Origin of the sequence: Nocardia sp. MH4 (assembly GCF_019266065.1) — a bacterium.
Classification (GTDB): Bacteria; Actinomycetota; Actinomycetes; order Mycobacteriales; family Mycobacteriaceae; genus Nocardia; species Nocardia canadensis.
In genome coordinates this window covers 75,533-99,591 of the sequence record NZ_LPNR01000131.1, presented here as the reverse complement: position 1 = coordinate 99,591, position 24,059 = coordinate 75,533, and the positions used below count along the sequence as shown (strand labels likewise).

Sequence of the window (24,059 nt, the reverse complement as noted above, 5' to 3'; positions counted from 1 at the left end):
CGCCCACCGGGGCGGCGGTGACGGATCGGCCAGCGCCCGGCGCGGTCGCCCCGCCGCGCCCGCCGGTCGACCCACTGCTCCCGCCCCGGCCGCCGCCGGGAGTCGTGCCGATCGGTGTGGTGGTCCCCGGTGTGGACGGATTCGTGCCCGTCGGCGATCCCGACGGGGTGGTGGTCGTGGGCGAGGTCGTCGTCGGCGACGTGGTCGAGGCCGCCGTGGTGTCGTCGGTCGACGACGACGTGGTCGAGTCGTCGGCCGTGCCGCCGTCGTCGGTGGTGGTCGTGCCCTCGGTCCCGGTGTTCTCCGACGCCTGCCCGTCCTCGGTCCCCGCCGTGGTCTGCCCGCCCGTGCCCGCCGTATCCCCGGTGGTGCCACCGGACTGCGTGCCCTGGTCGCTGCCGCCGCCGCCCGGAATCGACGGGTCGCCGCCGTCGCCGCCGACGACCTTCGGCGCGGTCGGCATGAACGGGACACCGGTATCGGATTGCACCGCGACCTGGCTGTACACGGTGCGCAGGATGCGACGCGCTTCCTGTAGCGCCTCGTCTCCCTCGAACTGGTCCAGCTTCATCTCGCCGTCGGCAGGCAGGGTCTTGCCCGCGACGGTCGGACGCTCGGTGAGCCCCGGCATCAGCGCCTGCGTCTGCTCCAGACCCGTCTTCATCTCGGCGAGTTTGAGGCTGACCGCCGTCGCGGCGGCGGGCAGCGTGGCCGACTGCGCGGCGTAGTTCTTCACCGCCGTGACCGCTGCCGTCGCCGCTTCACCGACCCATCCGTTCGGCCCGTTCGTCGTCGCCTCGAACGCCTTGTTGAACGCGACGATGGTCGTCGACAGATCGGCGCCGATCTTGCTCCACACCTCCGAAGCGCTCTGCACCACAGCCGGTTTCATCGCGGACACCGCGCTCAGAATCTCCGGCAGCTGCATGTGGTCGTAGCTGTCCACCGTTCCGACGAGATGGTTCGGCTGGGTCTCGCCCGCGAAGATCTGGGAGAAGTTCGCCAGGTTCTGCGTCAGATAGATGACGCTGCGCTCCTGGTTCCATTGCTCCTGCGCGGCGATCACCCGCGCTTTGTACTCCTCATAGGTCATCAGTTCCCCCCGAGACCGGTGTATTGCCCAGCGTTGTCGTCGTCTTGGGCTTGGAAGTTGGCGATCGCCTTGAGGACAACTTCTTTGGCGGTTGTGACGGCCTCGATGTGCTGCGTGATGGTGTCGCGGAGCGACCGGTCACCGCCTGCTGCCGTCTGCGAGAACTTGTTTTCGAGGATCTTGCTGGAGTTGAACGAGCCGAATCCGGTGATCTGTTCGATCTGCAGGAGTCGCGTCAGCACTGTCTCCAGCGCATCGAGATGGTCGTCGCACACCCGTGCGAGGTTCGTGCCGACTGCTGGATCGATGGACAATTGGCCCGCGGCAGCCTGCGCGTCCAGCTTCGTCCATTCGGCCGGGTCGATGTTCGACAGCATCGGTCCGCCTCAGTGTGCAGGAACGTTCTGAACCAGGGCATCGGCGATCCGTCGTGTCTCCTGGCAGGCTTCCTTGGCGACAGCGCGCGCACTATGTCGGTTCAGGACGCTGAAGTCGACCATCTGGCTGCCGATCGGCAGGCTGATGAAGCACCCGGCGTCATGCGCAGATCCTGACGGGCGATATTGGAGACCTTCGTACGGGCCGACTCGGACGGTGACGAAATCGGTCCGGTCGGCACGTGAGCGGACCTCGTCCAAAGTGTGGCTACTCGCGTAGATGGTGAACGAGTACGTCTTCGCCGAATCCTGCCACCCGCAGACCTTCCACCCCTCGAACGCCACCCCCGCGACATCCTTCTCCTTGGTGGCGGTGTTCAGCCCGGCGGCGGACAGTGCTGAATCGGGCAGCGTGCAGGGGTCCCAGAGCCCGGCACTCGGATCGGCACTCGTCGTAGCCGCTGCTGCGGTAGTGGCGGGCGGTGCCGTCTGGACCGGCTCGGCCTCATCGCACCCGCTGACCAGCGCTCCGACCACGATCGCGACAGCTGGGACAGCCTTTCGCCACCTGTGCATGATTCCCCCGAATGGTTCGATTCTCCCCGCCGGATCCCCGGCGCCGACTATCGCGACGACTCTACCGGACCGTCGTCCCAGCTCAACCGACCTGGTTCGGCGGGGTTTCGCCCGCGATGGTGGTCGAGAGCTGCGCTAAGCGCTGTGTCGGTCATCAGTTCCCTCCGAGACCCGCGCCATGACGTCCAGGACCGCTCGATCCGGGACAGGGCGAGGTCGTTACGGCCGCGTTCGACGAGGGGAATGCCGCGTTCCAGGAAGGCCGGCCAGAAACGCAGGTAGGAGTCGGTGATTCGGTAGCGCTTGTTCTTGGTATCGGTGGCGGTCGACAGCGGGAGGTCGGCCGCGACTATCCGCCTGTCCCGCAAGGTCGTCAGGTGACAGCGGGTCGGCGGTGGCGACGTCCGGTGACGATGACCGCTCGCCCGCTCAATGGGGCAGTGGGAGGAATTCGACGATGGTGCCGTCGGGGGCATCCGGCGGGACGATGACGAGGCCGTCGCGGTCGATGAGGCCGGCCAAGTGGGCGGTGCGGACGGAGGTGTCGGCGGTCCAGCCGCCTTCGGGGGTGTGGCGGGCGGGGGTGATGCGCTGGACGGGGCCCGCTGTTTCGGCGGCGTTGTGGAGGGGGCCGTAGGCCGGGCGGGGTGGGGGTGCGGCGGTGCGGGCGGCGACGATGGCGGGGGTCAGGGCGAGCAGGACGGCGATCGCGGCGAAGGGATTGCCGGGGAGGCCGAGAACCGTGGGGCCGGTAGGGAGTTCGGCGACGATGGTGGAGCCGCCGGGGCGCATGGCCAGTCGCGGGACGACGACACGAGCCTCGGCGCGGGCGATGGCGGAGCGGAGCTGGTCGGCGGCGCCGCCGCCGGTGGCGCCGACCACCACCAGGAGATCGAAACCGGCTGTGGCGGTGAGCATGTCGTCGAAGCCGTGGTCGGTGTCGCGCAGGTGGACTCGGTCGAGCACGGTGACGCCGAGGCCGGCGAGCAGGTCGGGCAGGACGGGGCCGATCGAGTCGCGGGTCTGACCGGCTTGCAGCGGGCCGCTGCTGCGGATCTCGTCGCCGGTCATGACGATGCGGGCCCGGACGGGCCCACGGACCAGGCCCGCGGTGACCTCCACGGAGGCGGCCGCCGAGCGCAGGGCGGCGGTGACGCGCGTGCCTGCGGGAGCGAGAAGATCGCCGACCATCTGGTCCTCGCCGCGGGTGCGGATATCGCTGCGGATCGGGGTGTCGGGGCGGCGGGTGAGCTCGTCGCCGGTGACGTCGGCGAACTCGTCACGCAGGACGGAGGTGGTGCCGTCGGGGACGTGCGCGCCGGTGGCGATGCGCACCGCTTCGCCGGGCAGCAGGCCGACCGGGCGGGCGCCGCCCGCGAAACCGATATCGCGGCGCAACTGCCAAGGCCCGTCGCCACACACGGCGTAGCCGTCCATCGCGGAGACGTCGAAGCGGGGCAGCGCGCCGGCGGCGACGATCGGGGCGGCGAGGGCGGCGCCGCTCACTTCGCCCAGCTCGGCCTCGTAGGCGACCAGCGGGGTCAGCTCGGCGGCGATGCGGGCCCTGGCCGCGGTGAGGTCGAGGCGGGTGGCGGCGCGGTCGGCGATCGTCTCGCGGGCGCGGCGGACCTCCTCCTCGGTGTCACAGTCGCCGGTGCCGGGCAGTTCGATCAGGGTGGTCTCGGTGGGGACGATCGCCTTCATCGGCTGGTTCTCCAGCGCGTCCAGCCCGGCCAGTGCCGCGGCCAGGGCGGTGCGACGCCAGACCCCGACGAGGTATTGGGGTCGGCCGGAGGCGTCGATCGCGAAGACCGCGTCGGTGGTCGATTCGGCTGCGCGGCGCAGTAATTCGCGCACGGTGTCGGGGGTGAGGAACGGCATGTCCGCGGCGAGGACCACGATCCACGGCGCCGGGTCGGGGCCGAGCGCGCTGAACCCGGTGCCGATCGCCGCGACCGGGCCGGAACCCGGTGGGACCTCCCTGACCTGCTGCACCCCGGGATCCAGCGCGGGCCGATGTGGACCGACCAGCACGATCCGGCCGCAGTCGGCCACCGCGGCCAGCGCGGCGTCGAGCATCGATCGGCCGCCGATCACGATCGCGGGTTTGTCCACCCCGCCCATCCGGCTCGCGCGTCCGCCCGCGAGCACGATCGCATCGGCGGCGGTCATCGGCTGATCCGGCGTAGGGTAATCGGCACGAAAGTCATGCTAGCGGGGCGTGACGTCGATGCTCGAGCGCCCGACGGCGGCGTCGCGTCGCGGTCCGGCAAGGGGGTGGGGATGTCCGGTGCAGGTGGACCGGGTCAGCCGACGATGCTCGGCGACGTGATCCGCGGATTCCTGTTCGTGGTCGTCACACTCGGCGGGTTGTTCGGCGCGCTCGGGGTGGTGGTCGGACTCGTCGAACGCGATATGGGAATCCTGGTCGTCTACCTCGTGTGGTCGGTGGTGTTCGCGATCCTCGGTGCGCTGGTGTTCTGGTGGATCAAGTCCTCGCGGTCGCCGACGAAACGTGGTGTCGGTGCGGGGCGATTGTCGGCGTATCCGCCGGGCAGCGCACAGGCGGGAGTGAGTCCTTCGCACACTCCGGCGGCGGCGTACGAGCAGCCCGGCCGAGCGCAGTCGCCCGCGATCCAGCAGCCCGGCATGGCGCAGCCGCCCGGATATCAACAGTCGGGTGGGGTGCATCCGCTCGTGCCTCAACAGTCGGGCATGGTGCAGCCGCCCGTGCCTCAACCGTCGGGTGGGGCGCATCCACTCGCACCTCAACAGTCCGGTGGGGTGCAGACGCCCGGGCGTGAGCAGTTCGGTGGGGCGCAGACGCCCGGGAACTGGCGGGGTGGGCCCGCGGCATCGGGGAGTGGGCCCCACCCCGAGCGGACGCCGAAGCGCCCAGATGCGGGAGCACGGCGACCGCAGGACGCGCCCAGCGGAGCGGCGGCGCGACCTGGTGAGCTGAGCGCGCCGCCCGGTGGTCTCGATTCGCGGCCCAACGGTCCTGCCGTGCGGCCCAACGGCACTGCGGTGCGGCCCAGCAATCCTGACCTGAGGCCCGGCGGTCCTGACACGGGGCCCGGCGCCTCGGGCCTGAGGCCTGGCGGTCCTGACCTGAGGCCCGGCGCCCCGGACACGAGACCCAGCGCCCCGGACGCGCGAACCAGTGCGCCGAATGCATCGAAACCTGCTGTAGACGAACGGCACTCGGCGCCGACCAAAACAGCGGGGCCCGTGCGGCGCTCCGATGTCGGTGCGCCGTTGACGCCGCCGCCGGTGCGGCCGGGGGACCGGCCCCCGGTGCACTCGCCCTCGGCGGATACCTACGCGGAGGACCCGGCTCGCCGCTCCTCCCCGGTCACACCTCCGGCTAGACCGGTAGCGCCCTCGGATCCGACTGTGCAGCAGTCCTTTCCGGATGAGCACTGAGTCGCCGCCCGGCCGACGGCCATCGCTTCGGGGCGGGTCGGATCGGTCGCGGATCGAGCACGACCGGCGGGCATTGCGTGATCGAGCGCGAACCGACGGGCGCTGCGGTGGCCGCGTCGCGTGATCGAGCGCGAACCGACGGCCGGGTAACGCTCAGAGCCGGGCTGTGCGGAGGTCGACGCGACCGTCGACGATCGGCACCCCTTCTTCGGCGAGCAGACGCAACTGCCGGGCGGCGAGGTGGGCGGCGGGGCGGCCGGACGCGCCGATCACCCGGTGCCAGGGGAGGTCGGCGGAGTCGGTGCGCATGATCCAGCCGACGGTGCGCGCCGAGGACAGACCCGCCCCCTGGGCGATATCGCCGTAGGTCGACACCCGGCCGGGCGGGATGGCCGCGACCAGTGCGCGGACTCGTTCGACCTGCTCCTCCGTCGTCGCCGCCATCGCCGCTACAGTGCCGCGGCGATCAGCGCGGCCGCCTCGGCGGGGCGGGCCTGGGCGATCATGTGATCGCACTCCCACACCTCGACGGTGAGCCGGTCGCCGAGGTGAGCGGACAGCGCGGCCAGGAACTCGGCGGTGACATAGGGCGGCTGCACCTTGGCCGCGCGGACCAGCACGGTGGTCAGGTCGGCGGGCGGCAGCACGAACGGACGCGCGAGCTGACCCCAGTACGAGGTGATCGCGGGCTGGAAGATGCGCCAGCCCACCCGGCCGCCCTCGGTGGGCACCAGATGCTCGGCCAGCTCGCGTTCGAGCAGCGCCGGGTCGACCTCGTCGGGGCTCCACGCGCTGTGCTGCTTGTCGGACCTGGCCTCGGCGAGGTCGGTGTAGTCGGGGGAGGCGAGGTTGGCGAGGGCGACCTGTTCGATGAGCTTCGGATCGATGCCGATCGCGGGGTCGAGCAGGATCAGCGACCGCACCAGGTCGCGATGACGACGGGCCAGGTGGATGCCGGCCGCGCCGCCGAAGGAGTGGCCGACGACGACCACCGGACCGTCGGTCTCCGCCCGCACGAGGGCCGCCAGATCGTCGACGATCGTCTCGAAGTCCCACGGTGGCAGCGAGGTCGAGCGGCCGTGTCCGCGCAGGTCGGGAGCGATGACCCGGGCCTGGGGCAGGTGCTCGGTGGCCAGGGTTTCCCAGCGGTTGCCGTGGCCGGTGAGACCGTGCAGGGCGAGGACGGCAGGGCCGTCGGCGGGACCGAAACGGTACACATGAAGCGAGGACACGACAGCCATTCTGGCCGGTCGCGCACCATCGCGCAGCGTGTCCCCCCGGCAGGGGAGTGCTGGCGTGTCGTACTGGTCTGTTGCAATAGCCGACGTGGTGCGATCGGATAGCTCGGTGCGACTCGTGCGCCGGACGACGCGGGCGCCCCGGCCGCGAGCCTGGGGCGCCGCTGTTCGCGCGCTGTTCGCCGAGCAGGCCCAGCCCGCGCCGTCGCGCCCCGGCTGGCTGCCCTGGCAGGTCCTCGGCGGCCCCGGTACCGGCAAGACCGCGCTGCTGGTCGACCTGGTGACCGCGCGGATCACCGACGGCGCCGACCCCTCGTCGGTGCTGGTCCTCACCCACACCAAGCAGGCCGCCGCCGCGCTGCGCGACGCGATCACCGTCCAGCTCGGACCGCACGCGGGCGGCATCCCGGGCGCGAGCCGGGAACCGATGGTGCGCACGCTGCACTCCTACGCGTTCTCGGTCCTGCGCCGCCACGCCGAGCTGCACGGCAACCCGCCGCCGAGACTGCTCACCGGCGCCGAACAGGACGCCGTGCTGCGCGAGATGCTGCGCGGCGACCTCGCCGACATCGAGGCGGGCGCGCGCGGACTGTGGCCGCCCCGGCTGCACCCCGCGCTCGCGCTGGGCGGATTCGCCGAACAACTGCGCGACCTGATGCTGCGGGCCACCGAACGCGGGCTCGGCCCCGAGGATCTGATGGCGCTGGGCCGGGAACACGACAACGACGCCTGGGTGGCGGCGGGGCGGTTCTTCCAGCGCTACGAACAGGCGTCGATGCTGCGCTGGTCGGTCGGCGTCGCGGCTCCCGAGGCGACAGCGCCCGCCCTCGACGCCGCCGAACTCGTCGGCGCGGCCCTCGACGCGCTGGCCGGTGACCGGAATCTGCTCGCCGCCGAACGCGATCGGATCCGCTACCTGCTCGTCGACGACGCCCAGCACCTCGACCCGCAGGCCGCGACCCTGGTGCGCGCCATCGGCAGCGGCAGCGCGAGCACGGTCGTCACCGGTGACCCGGACCAGAGCGTGTTCACCTTCCGCGGGGCGGACTCCCGCTTCCTGATCGATATCGACACGGTGCCGCAGCGGCGAATCATCTTGCGGCACAACCACCGCAGCGGCGAACCCATCCGCCTGGCCACCGCGCGGATCGCGGCGCGACTGCCGGGAAGTGCGCGTCACCGCGTGCTACCCGGGCAGGCCGCTCCGCCGGAATCCACCGAGCACGGTGGTACCGAAGGGGATTCGGCTGGTCGTCGGCCGATGCCGGAGTTGCTCGACACGAGGGGCCACGCCGAGTCCAGGCGCCGCGGTGAGTCCCGGCCATCGACGTCCAGCGACACCGACGACGCGGGACCGGATCGGTCCGGCGACTTCGGCGGTGGTTCGACGGCGGCACCGGGCCGGGCCGACGAGGTGCCCGACCACGAGGTCGAGTCGAGCGTGCGGGTCCGGGTGTTGTCGACCGCGGCCAAGGAAGCGGCGCTGATCGCCGATCACCTGCGCCGGGCGCATCTGACCGATGGCATCCCGTGGTCCGCCATGGCGGTGATCGTGCGCTCGGTCCCGCTCTCGCTCGCACCGCTGCGGCGCGCACTGCTGGCCGCGGGTGTTCCGGTGCGCCGACCGGCGGTGGCCGAACCGCTCGCCCGCAGGCGCGGTGCGGCGTGGATGGTGCTGGCGCTGCGTGTGCTGCTGGCCGGGGACTCGTCACGACCGGGTTCGAGGCGCGCGATCGACGCCATGTTCTCGCCCGAGGACGCCATGGACCTGCTGTCCGGTCCCCTCGGCGGCGCCGATCAGATCGCCCTGCGGCGGCTGCGCCGTGGCATCCGCCGCACGGTCCTGGACCTGGAGCGCACCGGCGCGCTGGCCGCCGCCGACCCCTACGCCGACGCCGACCAATTCCTGCTCTGGGACGAAACACCGCCGCCCCCACCGGAAGCACCCGAACCGGAACCGGATCCGATCGACGGCGAATGGCTGCCGCCGCAGGCCGACCCGGACGATCCGCTGCGCCCGGAACCCGAACCGGACTGGGACATCGCCGAACGCCTGCCCGACGACATCGACCTGCTCGACGCCGAAAACCCGCCCGCCGCACCGCCGCCCGTCGTCGGCCCGCCCCGGCCCGAACCCGAACCCCCGGCGGTGCCGCTCATCGACCAGTCCTCGGCGGAGGTCCTGCGCGACCTGATCGTCGGCATCGGCGAGGAGCGGCTGCTCGACGGACTCACCGAAGTGGAGGCCGCGCCGCTGCAGCGGGTGCTGCGGGCGGTGCGTAAGGCGAGGGAGACCCAGGCCAGCGGCCAGGGCGTCGAGGACGTGCTGTGGACACTGTGGACCAGTTCCCGCCTGGAACGGCGCTGGTTCCGCCAGTCCCGGCGCGGCGGCGCGGCGGGCATGCAGGCCGACCGCGACCTCGACGCCGCCGTCGAATTGTTCGACGCCGCGGCGGGTTACGTCGACCGGCTGCCCAAGGCGAGCATCGACGGTTTCGTCGAATACTTGCTGCACCAGCAGATTCCCCAGCAGGGCAGGCCGCTGACCGCCGAGGGTGAGGCCGTGTCGCTGCTCAGCGCGCACGCGGCGGCGGGCCGGGAGTGGGATGTGGTGGCGGTGGCCGCGGTGCAGGAGGGGATCTGGCCCAACCCGCGCGCCAGGGGAACGCTGCTGCACACCGAGGATCTCGTCGACCTGGTCGCCGGTGTCGACCTCGGGGCGACCACGAGCCGGGCCGCGCCGATCCTGGCCGAGGAACGCAGGCTGCTGCTCGTCGCGTGCAGCCGGGCCCGGCGATCGCTGCTGGTCACCGCCGTCGAATCCGCGGCGGGCGACCAGGATCTGGTGCCCTCGCGCTTCCTCACCGAACTGCTCGGCGACGACGACACCGGCGAACCCGGCGCGCTGCCCGTCGCCGATCCCGGTCGCGCGCTGGTGATGCACGCCCTGGTCGCCGAACTGCGCGGCGTGGTCTGCGATCCCACCACCGCCCCGGACCGGCGGGACCGGGCCGCCCACCAGCTGGCCCGGCTCGCCGACGCCGGTGTCCCCGGTACCGATCCCGGCGACTGGTACGGCACCGCCGAGCTCAGCTCGGACAAGGGACTGTGGGACGACGACGATTCCCCGATCGGCCTGTCCCCGTCGACGGTCGAACTGCTGCGCACCTGCCCGCTGCGCTGGGCGCTGGAACGCCACGGCGGCACCGACGGCGACAATCCGCACGCCGTCAAGGGCAATCTCGTGCATACCCTGGTGCAGGCGCTGGCCGGTGACGTGCCGGAGGCACAGGTCCGCGCGGCGCTGGACCAGGCGTGGAAGTCGGTCGACCCGGCCACCGGCTGGCACTCCCGGCAGGAGCTGCGCCGCACCGAGGCGATGCTGGAGACCTTCCTGTCCTGGGTCAGGACCACCCGCGGCGAGCTCACCCAGGCGGGTGTCGAGGTACCCGTGGACTGCGTGCTGCCCGCGCGGTCGGACGACGAACGCGCGGTGCGGATCCGTGGCCGGATCGACCGTCTGGAGCGGGACGCGCAGGGGCGCTTCGTGATCGTCGATGTGAAGACCGGCAAGACACCGGTCAGCGCGAAGGCCGTCGCCGAGCACGCCCAGCTGGCGACCTACCAGGTCGCCGCCGCGCACGGCGCGCTCGACGAGGCGGAATCGGCCGCGCCCGCCGATCCCGGTGGGGCCAGGCTGGTCTATGTCGCCAAGCCACATCACAAGACCGGTGCCACCGAACGCGCGCAGACCGCGCTGGACGCCGAGGGGCTCGACACCTGGCGCGAGACGATCCACGACGCGGCGGCCGCCACGCGTGGGCCCGGCTACCTGGCCGTGCGCAACGACGGGTGCAGGCACTGTCCGGTCGCGGGCAGTTGCCCGGTGCAGGACACCGGACGGCAGGTGACCGACGAGTGAGCGGCGTGCGCGTCACCCCGCAGCGGTTGGCCGACGCGCTCGGGCTGCCGCCACCGACCGCCGAGCAGGCGGCGGTCATCGCCGCGCCGCCGGGCCCGACACTGGTCGTGGCGGGGGCGGGCGCGGGCAAGACCGAGACCATGGCCGCGCGCGTGGTGTGGATGGTGGCCAACCAGCTCGTCGCCCCGGACGAGGTGCTCGGCCTCACCTTCACCCGCAAGGCCGCCCAGCAGCTGACCTCGCGTATCCGCACCCGCCTGGCCCGCCTGGCCGGCGCGCCGCTGGTGCGTGAGATCGACCCGACCGGTGCGCTGCGCACGCTGATCTCCGGCGCCGAACCGGAGATCAGCACCTATCACTCGTACGCGGGCAGGCTGCTCACCGCGCACGGCCTGCTGCTGCCCGTCGAGCCGTCGGCCGCGCTGCTCACCCAGACCCAGTTGTGGCAGCTCGCGCACGAGGTGGTGCGGTCCTGGGACGGCGACCTCGACACCGACCGCACCCCGGTCTCGGTGACCGAGGCGGTGCTGGCGCTGTCCGGCCAGCTCGCCGAGCACCTGGTGGAACCGGAGCAGCTCGCCGAGGCACACGCCGAGCTGGAGAAACTGGTGTACACCCTGCCCGCCGGGCCGCGGCAGCGCGGCGGGCCGAGCAAGACGCTGACCGCCGTGGTCGACGCGCAGCGGGAGCGGGTCGCGCTGCTGCCCTTGGTCCGTCAGCTCGCCGAGGCGCTGAACCGCCGTGGCGCCCTCGATTTCGGCTCCCAGATGTCGCTGGCCGCGCAGCTGGCCGTCGACCATCCAGAGGTGGCGGCCGCCGAACGCGCCCGGTTCAAGCTGGTGCTGCTCGACGAATACCAGGACACCGGGCACGCCCAGCGGGTTCTGCTGTCGGCGCTGTTCGGCGATGCCGACGCCGTGCGCCAGGATCGGCCGCGTCCTGTGCGGGTTCGCGGCGGTTCGTCGACAGCCCCGGCACCGGGACCCGAGACGCTCTGGGGCCCGGATCATCTCGGTGCGGGAGAGCCCGATCTCCTCGGCACCGGACCCGTCGACCCCGCGGATCACTCGCTCGCGGCGGCGGGTGATTTCGGTGTCACCGGGGCTGCGGCTGTATCGGCGAGCCGCGAGGGTGGTCGGCCGGAGAGCGGGTCGGCGGGCGGCCACGCGTCGAGCGGAACCGACAGGTCTCTCGCCGTCACCGCGGTCGGTGACCCGATGCAGTCGATCTACGGCTGGCGTGGCGCGTCGGCGGCCAACCTGCCCCGTTTCGCGACCGACTTCCCCGAAGCTTCCGGTGCCCCCGCGCCGATCCTGCCGCTGCTGACCAGCTGGCGAAACCCGCCGCAAGCCCTCGCCCTGGCGAACCTGGTCGCCGATCCGCTGCGCCTGCGGGCCAAGGCCGCGGGCGGGGCGACCGTCGACGCGCTGCGGGCCAAACCCGAGGCGCAGCCCGGTGTCGTCGAACTGGCGCTCACCGAAACCGTTGCCCAGGAACGGGACTGGATCGCCGAACGGATCGCCCACGAATGGGCGAACGCCAGGGCGGCCGACCAGCCGCCACCGACCTCGGCGGTGCTGATCCGGCGCAACGCCGACGCCGCGCCGCTGGCCGAGGCGCTGCGCGAGCAAGGACTTCCGGTCGAAATCGTCGGTCTCGGTGGGCTGCTCGCGACACCGGAGGTCGCCGACATCGTCGCCACCCTGCGGCTGATCGCCGAACCCGGCACCGGCAGCGCCGCCGTGCGCATCCTCACCGGCGCCCGCTGGCGGCTCGGCGTCGCCGATCTCGCCGCCCTGGCCCGGCGGGCGCGGATGCTGTCGATCGGCAGCCTGTCCGGCGACGCGTCCGCCGCCATCACCGACGCCGCCGGACTGGCGAGCGCGTTGCGGGAGGTGGCACCGGAACCCACCGAACAAGCGGGCCTGGCCGACGCCATCGCCGATCCCGGTGCGCCCGATCAGTATTCGGAGGCGGGGTTCGCCCGCATCGTCGCGCTCGGTGCGGAACTGAGCGCCCTGCGCGAACGCAGCGGGCAGCCACTGGTCGAGCTCGTCGCCGATGTCGAGCGCACCATCGGCGTCGGCGTGGAGACCCAGGCCAGACGGGCCATCGCGGGCGGTGGCGCGGGCCGTGAGCACCTCGACGCGTTCGCCGAGGTGGTGGCCGGCTACGCGGCCGACTCGCGCGCCTCGCTCAGCGGTCTGCTCGCCTTCTTCACCGCGGCGGAATCGGTCGAGAACGGCTTGGAACCGGGCGAAGTGGAGGTCGCCCGTGATCGGGTGCAGGTGCTCACCGTGCACGCGGCCAAGGGGCTGGAATGGGAGGTCGTCGCGGTGCCGCACGTGAGCGCGTCGGTGTTCCCCTCGACGACCGCGCTGAGCACCTGGCTCGGCGCGCTCACCGAACTGCCTACCACCCTGCGCGGCGACCGCGCCCAGCCCGACGCGTCCGAGGGCGTGCCGGTGCTGGACCTGAGCCGGGTCGGGGACCGCGCCGAACTCGAACGCGCCATCGCCGACCACAAGGACGCGCTCAAGAGCCGCCGCCTCGACGAGGAACGTCGGCTGTTCTATGTGGCCCTCACCAGAACCGAACGGGTCCTGCTGGTTTCGGCCTACTACTGGCCCGAGACCGGTACCGCCCAGAAGGGTCCGTCGGACTTCCTGCTCGAACTGAAGCAGGCGAACGAGGACCCCGGCAGCGCCGCCTTCGGTGTCGCCACCATCGCCCGCTGGGACGACCCGCCCGCGCCCGACGCCGTCAACCCGTTCGCCGACAACCCGCCCACCGCCCCCTGGCCGCGCGATCCGCTCGGCGGCCGGCGCGATCCGATCGAACAGGGCGCGGAGCTGGTGCGCGCGGCACTCGAGCGGTTGCGTTCCCGCCCGGCCGATCCCGAGCCGACCGACGACGAGGACGATCCGGAGGGCTGGGCCACCGACGTCGACGCGCTGCTCGCCGAGTTCACCGCGGCCGAACTCGCCGACCAGCAGGTGGAGCTGCCCGGCCAGCTGCCCGCGACCGCGCTGGTGGAACTGCGCGCCGACCCGACCCGCCTGGCGGCCCGGCTGCGCCGCCCCCTGCCGTATCCGCCGAACCCGATGGCCAGGCGCGGCACCGCGTTCCACGCCTGGGTGCAGTCCTGGTTCGGCACCGAACAGCTGCTGGGTCTCGACGAACTGCCGGGTGCCGCCGACAGCGGCACCGAACTGGGCCGGGCCGACCGCGAACTCGCCGCCATGCAGGCCGCGTTCCGTCGCTCACCGTGGGCGCACCGCAATCCGATCGATGTCGAGGTGCCGTTCGAGACCAGCATCGCCGGCACCGTCATCCGGGGGCGGATGGACGCGGTGTTCGCCGAACCCGGCGGCCGCTGGGTGGTGGTCGACTGGAAGACCGGCGCCGAGCCCGGCCCCGCCGACGAAGCCGCCGTCGCGGTGCAGCTGGCCGTCTACCGGCTCGCCTGGGCGCGGCTGATGGCCGCGCGCACCGGTGCCGACGAGGCGACGATGCTCGAACGGGTCGGCGCGGCATTCCATTACGTCCGGTCCGGGCGCACCATCGCGCCCACCGACCTGGCCGGTCCGCGCGAACTGGCACAGCTCATCCGCGACGCGGCGCCGGTCCCTGATGTCGAATGAGCCCGAGACGCCCGCACGCAGTAGGCTCCCGGGTTGTGCCGGAGCCCAGCGGTGACGGGCCGAGCGAAAGGAGGGGGCGATGCTAGGCGACAAACGTGGCCCGATCGGGCTCAGCAGCAGCCCGGACTACGCGCTGGTCGGTCTCTTGCGGATTCCCGCCGTGCAGACCAGTCCGTGGGTGTCGCTCACCCGCCGCGTCCTGTTCGCGATCGCGCTGCTGTTCGCCGCGGCGACCGTGGTGTACATCGGCCGGGACGGCTACCGTGACAACTCCGGCGACGAACTGTCGTTCCTGGACGCGATGTACTACGCGACCGTCTCGCTCTCGACGACCGGGTACGGCGACATCGCCCCGATCACTCCCTCGGCGCGACTGATCAACACGATCGTCATCACGCCACTGCGCGTCCTGTTCCTGATCGTGCTGGTCGGCACCACCCTCAGCGTGCTCACCGAACGGTCCCGGCAGGCGTTCAAGATTCAGCGATGGAGGCACACCGTGCGCAATCACACCGTCGTCGTCGGCTACGGCACCAAGGGACGCACCGCGATCGACGCCATGCTCGCCGACGGGGTGCAGCAGGCCGACATCGTGGTCGTCGACACCGACGCGGTGGCGCTGGAGGCGGCGGCAAGCGCGGGACTGGTCACCGTGCACGGCTCGGCGACCAAATCCGATGTGCTGCGGCTGACCGGCGTCCAGCGGGCCGCCTCGGTCATCGTCGCCACCAACCGGGACGACACCGCGACGCTGGTGACGCTCACCGCCCGGGAACTGAACAAGACCGCCAAGATCGTGGTCGCCATCCGTGAGGCGGAGAACACCCACCTGGTGCGCCAGTCCGGCGCGGACTCGGTCGTGGTGTCCTCGGAGACCGCGGGCCGGTTGCTCGGCATCGCCACCACCACGCCCACCGTCGTGGAGATGATGGAGGATCTGCTCACGCCCGAGCAGGGCTTCGCCGTGGCCGAACGCGAGGTCGAACCGGCCGAGGTCGGTGGCTCGCCGCGCCATCTCAGTGACATCGTGCTCGGCGTGGTGCGGGACGGGAACCTGATCCGGGTGGGCGAGCCCGAGGTCGACGCGCTCGAGGCGAGCGACAAGCTGCTCTACATCCGGCACACCGGCAAGTGATCCGGGACCGCGCGACCGGCTAGGCTCGGACGTGTGTCGTTCCGGTTGAAAGACGTTCCGCTGCTGTCGCGTTCCACGATCGATCGAGCCGAGCACGTCCGGCTCGACCCCGACGCGCTGCGGGAGGGGTGGGGCAAGGCCAAGGTCCTGCGCGTCGACGCGCGGGGACGGGTGCGGGTGGAGAGCGCGGGCGTCGTCCTGGACGCGGCGATCACGATCGCCGACGAGCCAGGCGCAGGCGCGGTGTTCCTCGGTGTCGCCGAGGACAGTCACCTGTGGGCCGTGCGCGAGCCCGAGCTCGACGGGACGCTCAAGGACCTGCGGGCCCTCGGCGCTGTGGACGACTTCACCGCCGACCTGCTCGCCACCGCCTACGCGCTGCTCAACTGGCACGACCGGGCGGGCTACCACGGTGGCGACGGCACCTCGACGACCTCGGCGCGGGCGGGCTGGTCCCGGCTGACCGCCACCGGCGAGGAGGAATTCCCCCGGATCGACCCCGCCATCATCTGCCTGGTGCACGACGGCGCCGACCGGGTGCTGCTGGCCCGCCAGCACGCCTGGCCCGCGACCATGTTCTCGCTGCTGGCCGGATTCGTGGAGGCGGGCGAATCGCTCGAGCACTGCGTCGAGCGGGAGATCCGCGAGGAAGTGGGCGTCGACGTGCGCGAGGTCACCTACCTCGGCAGTCAGCCGTGGCCCTTCCCGCGCTCGCTGATGGTCGGCTTCGCCGCGGTCGGCGATCCGGAGCAGGAGCTGGTGTTCTCCGACGGCGAGATCGCCGAGGCGCACTGGTTCACCCGCGACGAGGTCCGCGCGGCGCTGCGGGCCGGAGATTGGACCGCGGCGCGCGAGCAGGGCGCGCGGCTACTGGTGCCCGGTTCCATCTCGATCGCTCGCACGATCATCGAATCCTGGGCCGAGTAGCCGGCGCGCGGCGCTCAGGCCAGGGCGGCCAGGGCCTGCTTGACCTGCGACAGTGACGGGTTGGTCGCCGTCGAGCCGTCCCGGTACTTGATGGTCGGGACGACGTGGTTGCCGTTGTTCACGCTGCCGACGAATTCGGCCGAAGCGGGGTCGTCCTCGATGTCGATCACGGTGTAGGTGATGCCCGCCTCGTCGAGCTGGGTCTTGAGGCGACGGCAGTAGCCGCACCAGGTGGTCGAGTACATCGTCAGATCAGTGGTTGCTTCAGTCACGGGATGTGCAACGTCTGAGGTGGGCGTGGTGTTCCGCTGGTGCCACCGCGGGCCGGCGTCGCGCTGGCCAACCGGGCGCTCGTGGCCGTGGAGAACTGCGACCGGAGCCTTTTCGGGCCGCCGGGCGGGCGTCGGCGGCTTCGCCGGTGCCCAGCGCACGTTGCGCGACGGCACGCCGTAGGCGCGGGTCGGCGGCCGTCGGGCCCGGTTGTCGGCGGGCGCTGTCATGATGGTGCCCGTGCCAGCACTCGATCTCACCGCCCTCGACCCGGAACAGGCCGCCGCGGTGCGGGCGCCACGAGGCCCGGTGTGCGTGCTAGCCGGCGCGGGGACCGGCAAGACCAGGACGATCACCCACCGCATCGCGCATCTGATCGCGGGCGGGCACGTGAAGGCCGACCAGGTGCTGGCGGTGACCTTCACCGCCAGGGCGGCGGGGGAGATGCGCAACCGGCTGCGCTCGATGGGGCTCGGCGGCGACGCCGGACAGGTCCAGGCCCGCACCTTCCACGCCGCCGCGCTGCGGCAGTTGCGGTACTTCTGGCCGCAGGTCGTCGGTGACGTGCCGTGGCGCCTGCTCGACAGCAAGTTCCCGGTGGTGTCGCAGGCCGCGCACCGCGCCGGCCTGGGAACCTCGACCGAACTGATCCGCGACCTGCTCAGCGAGATCGAATGGGCCAAGGCCTCGCTGATCGCGCCGGAGGACTACCCCGCCGCCGCGGCCAGGCACCATCGGGACGCGCCGGTCGAGGTCACCAGGGTGGCCCAGGTCTACGCGGGCTACGAATCGATGAAGACCTCCGCCGACGGTCTGCTGCTGGACTTCGACGATCTGCTGCTGCACACCGCCGCCGCGCTCGAGGACTACCCGGCCGTCGCCGACGAATTCCGCGGCCGCTACCGCAGTTTCGTGGTCGACGAATACCAGGACGTCACCCCGCTACAGCAGCGGGTGCTCGATGCCTGGCTCGGCGAACGCGACGACCTCACCGTCGTCGGCGACGCCAACCAGACCATCTACTCCTTCACCGGCGCCACCCCGAACTACCTGCTCGACTTCTCCCGTCGCTTCCCCGACGCCACCGTCATCCGGCTCGAACGCGACTACCGCTCCACCCCGCAGGTGGTATCGCTGGCCAACCGGGTGATCGGCGCCGCGCGCGGGCGCATCGCCGGGACCAGGCTGGCCCTGATCGGCCAGCGGCCCGACGGTCCCGAACCCGAGTTCGCCGAATATCCCGACGTGCCCGCCGAGGCGGCGGCCGTCGCGGGCCGGATCAAGAAGCTGATCGCGGCGGGCACCCCGGCCGCCGAGATCGCCGTGCTCTACCGGATCAACGCCCAGTCCGAACCGTTCGAGCAGGCACTGAGCGCGCGCGACATCCCGTTCCAGGTGCGCGGCGGCGAGGGTTTCTTCCAGCGCCAGGAGGTGCGCCAGGCGGTGCAGGCGCTGCGACAGGCCGACGCGCGCGACGACCTGCCCGACGAGTCGCGCAGCGGCGCCGAGCTGATCACACTGGTCCGCGCCGTGCTCGCCCCGGTCGGGCTCACCGCCGAGGAACCGGCGGGCGCGCAGGCCAAGGAACGTTGGTCCTCGTTGCTGGCGCTGGTGCAGCTCACCGAGGAACTGGTCGGCCACGACGAGGAGATCGACCTCACCGGACTGCTGCGCGAGCTCGCGACCAGGGCCGAGGCGAAGCATCCGCCGACCGTCGACGGCGTCACTCTGGCCTCACTGCACGCGGCCAAGGGCCTGGAGTGGGACGCCGTGTTCCTGGTCGGCGTCGCCGACGGCACCCTGCCGATCCAGCACGTCCTCGGCGACGACGGCAGTCCGTCCGATCAGGCGGCGCTCGAAGAGGAACGCAGGCTGCTCTACGTCGGCGTCACCCGGGCGCGCGAACACCTCGCCGTGTCCTGGGCGCTGGCCCGCACCGAGGGCGGCAGGCGGGTGCGCAGGCGCTCGCGGTTCCTCAACGGCCTTGTTCCCGACGACTCGCCCGCCTCCCGCATCGCCGCCACCGCGACCGGCCCGAAGGACGCCGACGGCAAGCGCCCGCTGTGCCGGGTCTGCGCGAAACCGCTGATCGGCACCTACGCCACCATGCTGGGCCGCTGTCGCCGCTGCCCGGCCGAACTCGACCCCCAGCTCTTGGACGCGCTCAAGGAGTGGCGGGCCGAGAAGGCCGAGGTCTTGCGGGTGCGCGACTTCGTGGTCTTCACCGACACGACGCTCACCGCGATCGCCGAGCAGCTGCCCGCCGACGACGCGGCCCTGGCCGCGATCGCCGGCATCGGCGCGAAGAAGATCGAGCAGTACGGCGCGGATGTGCTCGCCATCGTCGCGTCCCGAATGCGGGCCACGACACAAAACCGCAGGTAGAAAATAGGTTGTTCGGTTCTCGATCATTGCCTATGGTGGAGAACACGCACCGAGAGTGATCTCGGCGCGAGTTTCTATCAGCACACGAGTTCAGGAGGGAGGCAGTCAGATGAACAGCAACACCACGTTCGACGCGATGGGCAATCGCGTCCTGGTGAACGCATCCATGGTGTCGGCCTCCCGGGGGGTCCTCGCTCTGCAGGGGACCGGTCTGTCCGGCGTCGATACCAAAGCTGTGCCGATGACTGTCGTCCATCAGCACACCCCGATTCGTCTCCAGGACAAGCCCAGCGTGGGTTGGCAGCCGGCGGCCTTCGAGGCACCGGCAGCTCCGGCCGTTGAATTCGGATACGCACCCGAGTTCGCCGGCGCAATCCGCCTCCGTGTCCACCCAGCGACCGTGATCAGGTCTCGGCAGAAATGTCGAACTAGGTAGGGAACTCCTCCCAGACCTCCTGGCCACGGATCGCGAGAAGCGAAATCCGTGGCCTTTTTCATTCGGCTCTTCAGCCGTTGGCACCGGGTTCGCACACCGAACGAACAACCGCTGCAAACGAGCTGAAGGAGAACGACGTGTTCACCGCCCAGGAATGGCCGACGGCCACTGCTGACGTGACATGCCGAAACGTGGCGTCCCTGCCCTGCCGGGCCGGAAACCCTGATCTGTGGTTCGCCGAGAGCCCGAACGACCTCGAGCAGGCCAAGCAACTGTGCGCGTCCTGCCCGATCCGTAAGGGCTGCCTGACCGCGGCCATCGACCGCGCCGAGCCGTGGGGTGTCTGGGGTGGCGAGATCTTCGACCAGGGTGTCGTGATCGCCCGCAAGCGCCCGCGTGGCCGTCCGCGCAAGGTCGCGATCCCGGCATGAACCCCGGAAAAGGCCTGTACCGCAAACGAACCGCTCACCGAGTCCTGGTGAGCGGTTCGTTTGTCATCGGCGGCCGGTACGTGTGACCGTGCGGTCGTCGGCGACAGCGACGACCAGGGTGGTGATGTCCGGGGAGTGCGCCCACCACCGGTGGGTGACGCCGGCCCCGCGTGACGGACTAGGAGGCGCGTTCGGCGCGGAAACCCGGGACCCAGGTGCGGACCAGGTTCATGAACCCGAGTTCCGCGTCGAGCTGGGCCAGGATGCCGACCGAACCGCCGAGCACCCGGAAGATCGTCAGGTATTCGGCCGGAAGCTGCAGGGCACGCGCGGTCTTCATCTCCGGGCTGGTGAACTCCGAGGCCTTGCCCGCGACCCGCTGCATCCAGGAACGGGTGAAGTGGAAGGTGTCGGTGCGGATCGGGTCGCTGAACGGGCGAAGGTACGCCTCGATCTCCTCGTGGGTGACCGTGCGGCCCGGGATCACCCAGCCGTGCTCGTAGAGCAGTTCGGTGAGCGCGGCGTGGTCCTCCGCGACGGCCAGGGCGAGCATCCGCCCCAGGATCTCGGGGAAGCCGTCCGGCATCGGCGCGCAGGCGCCGAAATCGAGCACGGCCAGCCTGCCGTCGGTGAGCACCAGGAAGTTGCCCGGGTGCGGGTCGCCGTGCAGCAGGCCCACTCGCTCCGGGGAGGAGAAATGGAAGGTGCCCATCAGCTCGGCGATCCGGTTGCGCTGCGCCCGTGTGCCTTCCGGGTCGGCCGCGCCCGCGGCGATGAGCGCGGAGACGGGGGTGCCGTCGAGCCATTCGGTGACGATCACCTTCGGGGCGCCCGCCACCACCCGCGGCACCACGATCTGCGGGTGGCCCTCGAAGGCGGCGGCGAAACGGCGCTGGTTGGCGGCCTCGATGCGGTAGTCGAGCTCCTCCTCGGTGCGCTCGGTGATCTCGGCCAGCAGCGGCTTCACATCGGCGCCGGGGATGACCGAGGACAGCAGGCCGGTCATTCGCGACAAGGTCTTCAGATCGGCGCGCAGCGCCTCGTCGGCGCCGGGGTACTGCACCTTCACCGCGACGGCGCGCCCGTCCGACCACACCGCCCGGTGTACCTGGCCGATGCTGGCCGAAGCGGCGGGGGTGTCGTCGAAGGACTGGAAGCGCTCGCGCCACTTGGTGCCCAGCTGCTGGTCCAGCACCCGGTGCACCGTCTCGGCAGGCATCGGCGGTGCGGCGGCCTGCAGCTTGGTGAGCGCCTCGCGATAGTGCTCGCCGAACTCCTCCGGGACCGCGGCCTCCATCACGCTCAGCGCCTGGCCGAACTTCATCGCCCCGCCCTTGAGCTCGCCGAGCACGGTGAACAGCTGCTCGGCGGCCTTCTGGTTCAACGTGGCGTTGATCTGCTGCTTGTCACCACCCACGAGCTTCTTGCCGAAGCCGACGGCGGCTCGTCCGGCGATGCCGAGCGGAATTTTGGCCAACTTGGCATTGCGGCTGGAACTGCGGCGCACGATCTCGGACACGCTACCCATCATGGCCGAACTTGCCGGTGGTGTGCCATAAGAATGCTCACACCGCACTGTGGGAGCCCTCATAGGCCCGTTCCCGGCTCGGTCGTGGACAGGGTGCGGCAGCCGCAGTCCGGATGCGGTGGCCAGGGGCGTCGCTGCACCTCGTGGGTGTCGAGATTGAGTTCCATGGTGGCGTCGAGCGTGCCCGGATCCTGGCGGGGTGAACAGGCGACGATGGTCTCCAACTCGCCCAGTGCGAGGGCGGTGGTCGCCGCGATCCCGGCCGGTGAGGCGTGCCCGGTGCGGCCGAGCAGCTGCGCCGCCAGGTGCGGCCAGTCGGCGTCGAACCCGGTGCGGGTCAGATCGGCGCAGCGCAGGCAGCTGGTCTCGCCCGGCAGCACGAGTGGACCGACCACGCCGATACCGTCCCGGATCCGGACCTGCAGGTGCGGTATTCGGCGCAGCACCAGGTCCACCGACAGCCGTGGATCGACCATCAGCGCGTCGGTGAGCACCACCAGATTGCCGCCGGCCCCGACCGCCGTGCCCGGGCGGTACTCCCGCGAGCGGGTCGGCCGGATGCCCATGCGCCGCAACCCGATCGTCACCGCGTCCGACAGCGGCCCGAGACCGTGCACGGTGACACCGCGCACCGTGCCCTGTTTGCGCTCCGGTTGCAGCAGCAGCCCGGCCTCGTCGATCGCGCTGACGAGTGCGACCGTACGCGCCGGCGCGATGCCGAATTCGCCGGCGCGCCAGACGATCTGGGGTAGCGATTGCAGGCCGTCGAGCAGGCGCAGGAACGCGAGGACGGTGCCGGTGTCGAGCTCGGTGGTCTCGAGCAGCAGCGCTCGTTCCGGGTCCCACCCCAGCTGCACGGTCCCGGAGGGCCGAACCAGGGTGATCACCCGCGGGTGCAACATCGGTCCGCGCAGTGGCGTCGTGGTCGTCATGGCGCAAGTATCGGCGCGGGCCCGGGTCCGACGGTGCGCGAAAAGTGCGGTTATCCACAGGCTTTCGGCGTGTCGCGCTCGGACGGTCGGCCTGTGGACAACTCGTGTCCGGCCGGTCGTGACGGCGTTTCTGGGCGGGTGTCACCCCGGAAACCGTGTCGCGCCACCATGATCCGCAGATTTTTCGGCGGTCGTGGTGGCGGGTCGGCTCTGCTCAGGACTGGTCGGTGTCGGGATCGGTCTTGCCGCGCTCGGCCTCGTCGCGTTCGCGCGCCTCGGTCTCGGCCAGCTGGGCCAGCGGATCGTCGAAAGCGCCGGTGCCGCCGCCGATCACGGAGTCGATGAAGCCGGCAGGGGAGTCCAGGTCGCTGGAGTCGGGCAGCAGGTCGGGGTGCGCCCACACGCCGTCACGGCGGTCCATGCCCACATCGGTGGTGAGACGGCGCCACAGCGCGGCGGCCTCGCGGACCTTGCGCGGACGCAGTTCCAGGCCGACCAGGGTGGCGAAGGTCTGCTCGGCGGGTCCGCCGGTCGCGCGGCGGCGGCGCAGCGTCTCCGAGAGCGCGCTCGCGCCGGGCAGTCGCTCGCCGACGGCGTCGGTGACCACCACGTCGACCCAGCCCTCGATCAGCGCGAGCAAGGTCTCCAGGCGCTCGAGCGCCTGCTTCTGCTCGGGGGTGGTCTGCGGCTCGAAGGTGCCCTGCGAGAGCAGTTCCTCGAGCTTGGACGGATCGCTCAGCGACATCGGGTCGATGTTCTGCGCGGCTTCCTCCAGCGCGGAGAAGTCCATCTTGATGCCGCGCGCGTAGTCCTCCACCGCGCCCAGCACCTGCTGACGCAGCCACGGCACGTGCGCGAACAGTCGCTGGTGGGCGGCCTCCCTGGCCGCCAGGAAGACCATGATCTCGCTTTCGGGCTGCTCGAGGCCCTCGCTGAACGCCGAGATCGCCGTCGGCAGCAGCGCGGCGGTACCGGCCGGGCCCAGCGGCAGACCGATATCGGTGGAGGTCAGCACCTCTTTGGCCAGCTGGCCGAGGGCCTGACCGAGCTGGGAACCGAACGCCAGCCCGCCCATCTGCCCGAGCATGCCGACCATCGGCCCGGCGAACTGCTTGGCCTCCTCGGGCAGCTGCGCGGTCCACATGCCCGAGATCTGCTCGGCCACCGGATCGCACAGGCGCTTCCAGGTCGGCAGAGTCTCTTCGATCCAGTCGTTGGCCGTCCAGGCGACGGTCTTGCTCGCGCCCGCGGGCAGCACGGTGGCGCCGTCGAGCCACAGCTCGGCCAGGTGCGCCGCGTCGGTCACCGCGGAGGTCGTCTTCGCCGCGATCGGGGCGACGGTGGCGCCGAGTTGCTGGCGGGCCAGCCGCTTGGCCACGTCGTAGTTGACCGGCCCGGCCTGCGCGCCGCCGGGGCCGCCCGCCTGGCCCATGCCGCTGATCATCTGCCCGAGCTGGGTCAGCATCTGTCCCAGCTGCGACGGGTCGAAGCCGCCCGCGCCCGCAGCTCCGAACCCGAACGGATCGTTTCCGCCGGGGCCGTTCGCCTCGTCGCGACGCTTGCCCGATTCGTCGTCGTCGCGGTTCGAGAAGCCGAAGGGGAGATCGCTCATACCTCATACGTTACGCGGACACCAGGGGGCCACGGTGTTCGCGCTTCGCGAAATCGATGGCACCGGGTACCCGGCAAAAGCGTGCCACTCCCGTCGGTCACGGCCGGTGATCACTACTGTGGTCCGA

The 24,059-nt window shown here is 71.5% G+C and carries 16 protein-coding genes and 1 pseudogene; 7 read left to right on the top strand and 10 right to left on the bottom strand.

Annotation, left to right across the window (positions count from 1 at the left end; genetic code table 11):
- From ATM97_RS32165 to ATM97_RS32140, 6 genes and pseudogenes are all read right to left on the bottom strand, one after another.
- Window positions 1–1,093, bottom strand: a pseudogene (locus tag ATM97_RS32165) (hypothetical protein); the annotation flags it as partial.
- The gene (locus tag ATM97_RS32160) at window positions 1,093–1,470 is read right to left on the bottom strand and encodes a hypothetical protein (protein ID WP_218721978.1); all 378 of its coding nucleotides are present in this window, start codon (window positions 1,468–1,470) and stop codon (window positions 1,093–1,095) included. The gene ATM97_RS32160 and the pseudogene ATM97_RS32165, both read right to left, overlap by 1 nt.
- Before the next feature lie 9 nt (window positions 1,471–1,479).
- A complete protein-coding gene (locus ATM97_RS32155; protein WP_308248697.1) occupies window positions 1,480–2,007 on the bottom strand; it encodes a DUF3558 domain-containing protein in 528 nt (175 codons plus the stop codon).
- A gap of 468 nt (window positions 2,008–2,475) precedes the next feature.
- The gene (locus tag ATM97_RS32150) at window positions 2,476–4,218 is read right to left on the bottom strand and encodes an NTP transferase domain-containing protein (RefSeq protein WP_218721976.1); all 1,743 of its coding nucleotides are present in this window, start codon (window positions 4,216–4,218) and stop codon (window positions 2,476–2,478) included.
- 1,407 nt (window positions 4,219–5,625) lie between these two features.
- On the bottom strand, window positions 5,626–5,916 hold the full coding sequence (locus ATM97_RS32145) for an MGMT family protein (protein ID WP_218721975.1): 291 nt from the start codon (window positions 5,914–5,916) through the stop codon (window positions 5,626–5,628).
- Between the two features lie 5 nt (window positions 5,917–5,921).
- Window positions 5,922–6,713: an alpha/beta fold hydrolase gene (locus ATM97_RS32140; protein ID WP_218721974.1), complete on the bottom strand. Its 792-nt coding sequence runs from the start codon at window positions 6,711–6,713 to the stop codon at window positions 5,922–5,924.
- Between the two features lie 88 nt (window positions 6,714–6,801).
- Between ATM97_RS32140 and ATM97_RS32135 the strand changes: the two genes are divergently transcribed.
- From ATM97_RS32135 to nudC, 4 genes are all read left to right on the top strand, one after another.
- Window positions 6,802–10,632, top strand: coding sequence for an ATP-dependent helicase (locus tag ATM97_RS32135; RefSeq protein WP_374104929.1), 3,831 nt, complete (start codon window positions 6,802–6,804; stop codon window positions 10,630–10,632).
- A complete protein-coding gene (locus tag ATM97_RS32130; RefSeq protein ID WP_218721973.1) occupies window positions 10,629–14,276 on the top strand; it encodes an ATP-dependent helicase in 3,648 nt (1,215 codons plus the stop codon). Before ATM97_RS32135 ends, ATM97_RS32130 begins: the two co-directional genes overlap by 4 nt.
- 79 nt (window positions 14,277–14,355) lie before the next feature.
- A complete protein-coding gene (locus ATM97_RS32125) occupies window positions 14,356–15,411 on the top strand; it encodes a TrkA family potassium uptake protein (protein WP_218721972.1) in 1,056 nt (351 codons plus the stop codon).
- A 33-nt stretch (window positions 15,412–15,444) separates the two neighbouring features.
- Window positions 15,445–16,338, top strand: coding sequence for an NAD(+) diphosphatase (gene nudC / locus ATM97_RS32120; RefSeq protein WP_218721971.1), 894 nt, complete (start codon window positions 15,445–15,447; stop codon window positions 16,336–16,338).
- 14 nt (window positions 16,339–16,352) lie between these two features.
- On the opposite strand, the gene ATM97_RS32115 is transcribed toward nudC, so the two are convergent.
- Entirely contained in the window at window positions 16,353–16,583 is a 231-nt protein-coding gene (locus ATM97_RS32115) for a mycoredoxin (RefSeq protein WP_218721981.1), read from the bottom strand.
- A 253-nt stretch (window positions 16,584–16,836) separates the two neighbouring features.
- Between ATM97_RS32115 and ATM97_RS32110 the strand changes: the two genes are divergently transcribed.
- The 3 genes from ATM97_RS32110 to ATM97_RS32100 all read left to right on the top strand — a co-directional run bounded on the left by ATM97_RS32110 (window position 16,837) and on the right by ATM97_RS32100 (window position 19,860).
- On the top strand, window positions 16,837–18,993 hold the full coding sequence (locus ATM97_RS32110; RefSeq protein WP_218721970.1) for an ATP-dependent DNA helicase UvrD2: 2,157 nt from the start codon (window positions 16,837–16,839) through the stop codon (window positions 18,991–18,993).
- Between the two features lie 109 nt (window positions 18,994–19,102).
- On the top strand, window positions 19,103–19,429 hold the full coding sequence (locus ATM97_RS32105) for a hypothetical protein (RefSeq protein ID WP_218721969.1): 327 nt from the start codon (window positions 19,103–19,105) through the stop codon (window positions 19,427–19,429).
- A 137-nt stretch (window positions 19,430–19,566) separates the two neighbouring features.
- Window positions 19,567–19,860 (top strand): WhiB family transcriptional regulator, encoded by a 294-nt coding sequence (locus ATM97_RS32100; protein ID WP_374104928.1) that lies wholly within the window; start codon window positions 19,567–19,569, stop codon window positions 19,858–19,860.
- A 178-nt stretch (window positions 19,861–20,038) separates the two neighbouring features.
- On the opposite strand, the gene ATM97_RS32095 is transcribed toward ATM97_RS32100, so the two are convergent.
- The 3 genes from ATM97_RS32095 to ATM97_RS32085 form a co-directional block, all read right to left on the bottom strand.
- Complete coding sequence (locus tag ATM97_RS32095) at window positions 20,039–21,388, bottom strand: ABC1 kinase family protein (protein WP_374104927.1); 1,350 nt, start codon at window positions 21,386–21,388, stop codon at window positions 20,039–20,041.
- A gap of 59 nt (window positions 21,389–21,447) precedes the next feature.
- Window positions 21,448–22,320, bottom strand: coding sequence for a TOMM precursor leader peptide-binding protein (locus ATM97_RS32090; protein ID WP_218721967.1), 873 nt, complete (start codon window positions 22,318–22,320; stop codon window positions 21,448–21,450).
- Window positions 22,321–22,534: 214 nt separating this feature from the next.
- Entirely contained in the window at window positions 22,535–23,932 is a 1,398-nt protein-coding gene (locus ATM97_RS32085; RefSeq protein WP_218721966.1) for a zinc-dependent metalloprotease, read from the bottom strand.
- Window positions 23,933–24,059 lie beyond the last annotated feature (127 nt).